This is a genomic window from Salinicola sp. (assembly GCF_982684285.1).
Genome location: NZ_CEXLVS010000325.1, coordinates 1 through 3,809, shown reverse-complemented (window position 1 = coordinate 3,809; position 3,809 = coordinate 1). Strand labels below are relative to the sequence as shown.

The following is a 3,809-nucleotide window of genomic DNA, read 5'->3' as shown; positions in this document are numbered from 1 at the left end:
CCGGGAGGGTCATCTTGCCGACGGTGGCGCAGGTCGCGGCGGAGGAGCCGCAGAGGGCGGCGAACAGCCCGCTGCCGATGATATTGGAGTGCAGCAGCCGGCCGGGTAGACGGTTGAGCCAGGGCGACAGGGCGCGGAACATGTTGTCGGCAAGCCCGGAGCGGAACAGGATCTCGCCCATCCACACGAACATAGGCAGAGCGGTCAGTTCCCAGCCATAGCTGGCGCCCCAGAAGTCGGAGGCGAGAATGGGGCCGACCTCGAAGCTCGTGAAAAAGGTCAGCGCGATCCAGCCGGTGCCGAGCAGGGCGAAGGCGATCCACACGCCGCCGCCGAGCAGAATCGCCAGGGTAAAAAGCGTTGCAAGACTGAGCGTGAGCACGAGTCGAATCCTCGGTTCAGGGAAGCAGCCTATAAATGTCTGCGCGGGCGAAGTGCTGCGTTACGCGGTGCTGGAAGACTCGCCTAACCCCATGTTATGTCTCGTCTTCTTCGCTCCGTGCGCCTTGCTCTTCATCCCGCTCGCCGATTTATTCAGCGCTTCCTCGCTGGTTGTTGGAGCGAAAAGTCACTCGCCGCCGAAGCTGTCGTTGTCGCCAACGCCGTCGTCGTCGCCGGGGGCCGCGTAGCGCGAGGGGGCCGTCACGGCTTGCCTTAGCGTGCTCGACAGCGCTTCCAGAATGGCCAGACACAGCAGCGCGAGGCCGACGACCAGGACGGCCTGGGGGATCCATAGCGGAATCGCCATCAGCCCCGAGGAGACGTCGCCGTAGTCGAGGCTCTCCTGGATCAGGCCGATCACCTGCCAACTGAGCAGGGCGCTGAGTGCCAGGGCGATCGCCAGGCACGCCACTTCGCACCAGACCCGGATCGCCGCCGGCAGTCGGGCGATGACCAGCGTGACGCGGATATGGGCGTGATGGGTGAAGGTGTAGGCGAGGCTCAGGAAGGTGGCGCCGACCAGCAGGTAGGAAGCGATCTCCGAGACGCCGCTGATCTCGTAGCCGAGGCGGCTGGCGCCTACCAGTACCAGCGCGGCGTCGAGACAGCGCAGCAGTACCTGAAAGGTGACCATGGCGCAGATCGCCAGCATGCAGGCCGCGGCGCCCCAGGCGCCCAGCCGGTAGAGCGGATTCAGTCTGAAGGTCATGGCGGAGACTCACCGGGTGTGAGTGAAGGAAGTCTACGGCGTACGAGGCCCGCGGCGAGGCGGGCCGTCGTACCGAACGTTACTGGCTCTGCTTGGCCTGGCGTTCGCGGTAGCGATCGACCAGCTGCTGGGCCTGATCGCCGGCGCGCGCCTGCCAGTCTTCGAACAGCTTCTGTCCGGCGGCTTTCAGCTGCTGCTGGAGGGCATCGCTGGGCTCGCTCACGGTGATGCCGTGGGATTCGAGGGCCTTGGCACTCTCCGCGGCGTCTTCCTTGCTCATCTGCCAGCCGCGCTGCTCGGCCTTGGCCGCGGCGTCGAGAACGGCCTTCTGCGTGGCGTCATCGAGGCGGTCGAAGGCGCGCTTGTTGACGAAGACGATGTTCTTCGGCAGCCACAGGTTGGCATCGCTGTAGTTCGACACGTAGTCCCACGCCGACATCGACTTGCCGGTGGAGACCGAGGTGATCATGGCGTCGACGCGCCCGGTGCTGAACGCGGTGGGGATATCGGCTTCTTCGGTCTGGGTCGGGATGCCGCCCAGGTTCTCGACGAAGCGCTGGGTGTTGATGTTCGGCGCGCGGACCCGCAGCCCCTCGAACTGGGAGGCATCGGTCAGCTCGAAATCGGTGTAGATGCCCTGTGCCGGCCACGGCACGGCGTACAGCGGCATCAATCCTTCCTTGGCGAAGAGCTCGGTGATGATCGGCTTGGAGGCCTGCCACAGATCGTAGGCATCGGCGTAGCTGCCGGCCAGGCCAGGCAGGGTGTCGACTTCGTAGATCGGCGATTCGTTGGAGAGCGTGGAGAGGAATATCTCGCCGGCCTGGACGGTGCCGCGGCGCACCGATGGCTTGATCTCCGCGTGGCTGATCAGTGAGCCGCCGCTGTGCACGGTGATGGTCAGCTCGCCATCCGTCGCGTCGGCGACATCCTCGGCGAACTGCTTGGTGTTCTGGGTGTGGAAGCTGGCATCGCCATAGGGAGAGGCGAGGTTCCACTGGTCGGCGAGTGCCGGCGTCGCGACGGCGAGCGATCCCGCCACGGCGATCGTCAACAGCTGAACATAGGGTATGCGCATCGTTGGATTCCGTTTGTTATTGAGAAGGTCTTCCTGCACGCCGCTTGTTATTGAAAGGGGTCGTGACCGGGACATGGCACCTCTGCATTCTTCAAGTCGGCCGGCGACGGCGTCAAATCGTTAATTCTTATCCAAACTATCGGGCCAGACTTTCACCGCTTCCCACTGCCCGTCACCGACGGGATCGCGGGGATGTTCCGCGGCGTAGCGGGCAGCGCACTCCTGGGCGAGTCGGGTGACCCCCCGGCAGAAGCTGGGATAGCTGCTGGTACGCCAGATCGCGTCGTAGAACATCGCCGGTAGCGGCGTGGGCAGCGCCAACCGCAACAGCTCGCCGCGCTCGCAGGCGTCCGACACCGTCGAGACCGGTAGCGAGCCGATGCCGACGCCGTCGATGCTCATGCGGACGATGGTCATCAGCGTGGTGGCGCAGTGGATCTTGGGATCGTCGATGCCGAGTTCGGCCAGATAGGCCACGAGCTCGCCATAGGGGCGTGCCAGCTTGCTGAACGAGACGAACGGCAGGCGGGATAGCGCCGATGCGCCACCCTGACGCAGGCGCTCGGCATGCTGTGGTGCCACGAACAGGCCCATCTCGTAGGTGGCCAACGGCAACTGCGTCACCGAGAGGCCGGGGGCGACGCCGTCCATGGCGAAGATCATGTCGAGATCGTTGTCCGCCAGGCGCTGGTGGAGAAACGGCGAGATGTCGACGGTCAGTTCGATGGTGAGCTGCGGGTGCCGTTCGGCCAGTTGGGTCAGGAAGGTGCTGAACCAGCTGTGGGCGATGGTCTCGATGACCCCGAGCCGCAGCGTGCCGGAGAAGTCCTCCTGATTCTGGAACAGCTGCAGCGCCTCCTCGCGACTGTCCAGCAGGCGTTCTGCATGGGCGTAGAACTCCCGGCCGCGCAGCGTCGGCTGCACCGGCCGGGCACTGCGGTCCAGCAACGACTCTCCGACCGCCGCTTCCAGCCGGGTGATGCGGTCGGAGATCGATGGCTGGGTCAGGTGCAGGCGCGCTGCCACCTTGCGAAACGAGCCCAGCCTGACGACCCAGACGAAGGCTTCGAGCTCCTTGAAGTCGAACATGGGGTTCTCTCTAGGTATTCAAAAAGCGCTAGATATTCAAAAGACGCTAGGTATTCAAGCACTCGAAAGGGGATGGCCGATTCTTCGGCGCGGCGTCGTGAACGTCAACTCTCCGGCATCCATCCACCGGCATCGTGCCATGGGAATGAAAGATTGTGCCGATACTGCGCATCGCGAAAAACGATTGGACCCTGCGGCTGGCGGTTTCTTAAAGTGCGGTAAGGCGTCTCCGGGACGCCCACTGTCCACGGCACGCTGGTGAAAAGCCTTCCTGACGGCTTTGCCGAATGGCTCCTCCGACGGACTCGTCCGCTGGACTCCCGTGCCCGGCTCCCTACAACAACGATACGAGGTAATGCGATGCGCGCGCCCCTGCTCAACTGCGACATGGGTGAAAGTTTCGGCAACTGGGCGCTGGGGCTCGACGAACAGGCGATGCCCTTCGTCGATTGCGCCAATATCGCCTGCGGTTTTCACGCTTCCGACCCCGAC

At 64.3% G+C, this 3,809-nt stretch carries 5 protein-coding genes; 1 reads left to right on the top strand and 4 read right to left on the bottom strand.

Annotated elements, in window-relative coordinates; genetic code table 11:
• The 4 genes from AC3AYF_RS19125 to AC3AYF_RS19110 form a co-directional block, all read right to left on the bottom strand.
• Positions 1-382: TRAP transporter large permease subunit (locus tag AC3AYF_RS19125; RefSeq protein WP_487780195.1), on the bottom strand; the 382-nt coding region annotated here is incomplete at its 3' end.
• A 186-nt stretch (positions 383-568) separates the two neighbouring features.
• On the bottom strand, positions 569-1,150 hold the full coding sequence (locus tag AC3AYF_RS19120) for a TRAP transporter small permease (RefSeq protein WP_295040296.1): 582 nt from the start codon (positions 1,148-1,150) through the stop codon (positions 569-571).
• Between the two features lie 79 nt (positions 1,151-1,229).
• Positions 1,230-2,228 carry a TRAP transporter substrate-binding protein gene (locus AC3AYF_RS19115; RefSeq protein ID WP_295040298.1) on the bottom strand — a complete coding sequence of 333 codons (999 nt, stop codon included), beginning with the start codon at positions 2,226-2,228 and terminating at the stop codon, positions 1,230-1,232.
• Positions 2,229-2,348: 120 nt separating this feature from the next.
• Positions 2,349-3,317, bottom strand: coding sequence for a LysR family transcriptional regulator (locus AC3AYF_RS19110; RefSeq protein ID WP_295040300.1), 969 nt, complete (start codon positions 3,315-3,317; stop codon positions 2,349-2,351).
• A gap of 360 nt (positions 3,318-3,677) precedes the next feature.
• On the opposite strand from AC3AYF_RS19110, the gene AC3AYF_RS19105 reads away from it, so the two are divergent.
• A partial coding sequence (locus AC3AYF_RS19105) for a LamB/YcsF family protein (protein WP_487780196.1) occupies positions 3,678-3,809 on the top strand: 132 nt, incomplete at its 3' end.

Excerpts from the sequence above, each read along its gene's own strand:
- AC3AYF_RS19120 (WP_295040296.1), bottom strand. The coding sequence starts at position 1,150 with ATGACCTTCAGACTGAATCCGCTCTACCGGCTGGGCGCCTGGGGCGCC.
- AC3AYF_RS19115 (WP_295040298.1), bottom strand. The coding sequence starts at position 2,228 with ATGCGCATACCCTATGTTCAGCTGTTGACGATCGCCGTGGCGGGATCG.
- AC3AYF_RS19110 (WP_295040300.1), bottom strand. The coding sequence starts at position 3,317 with ATGTTCGACTTCAAGGAGCTCGAAGCCTTCGTCTGGGTCGTCAGGCTG.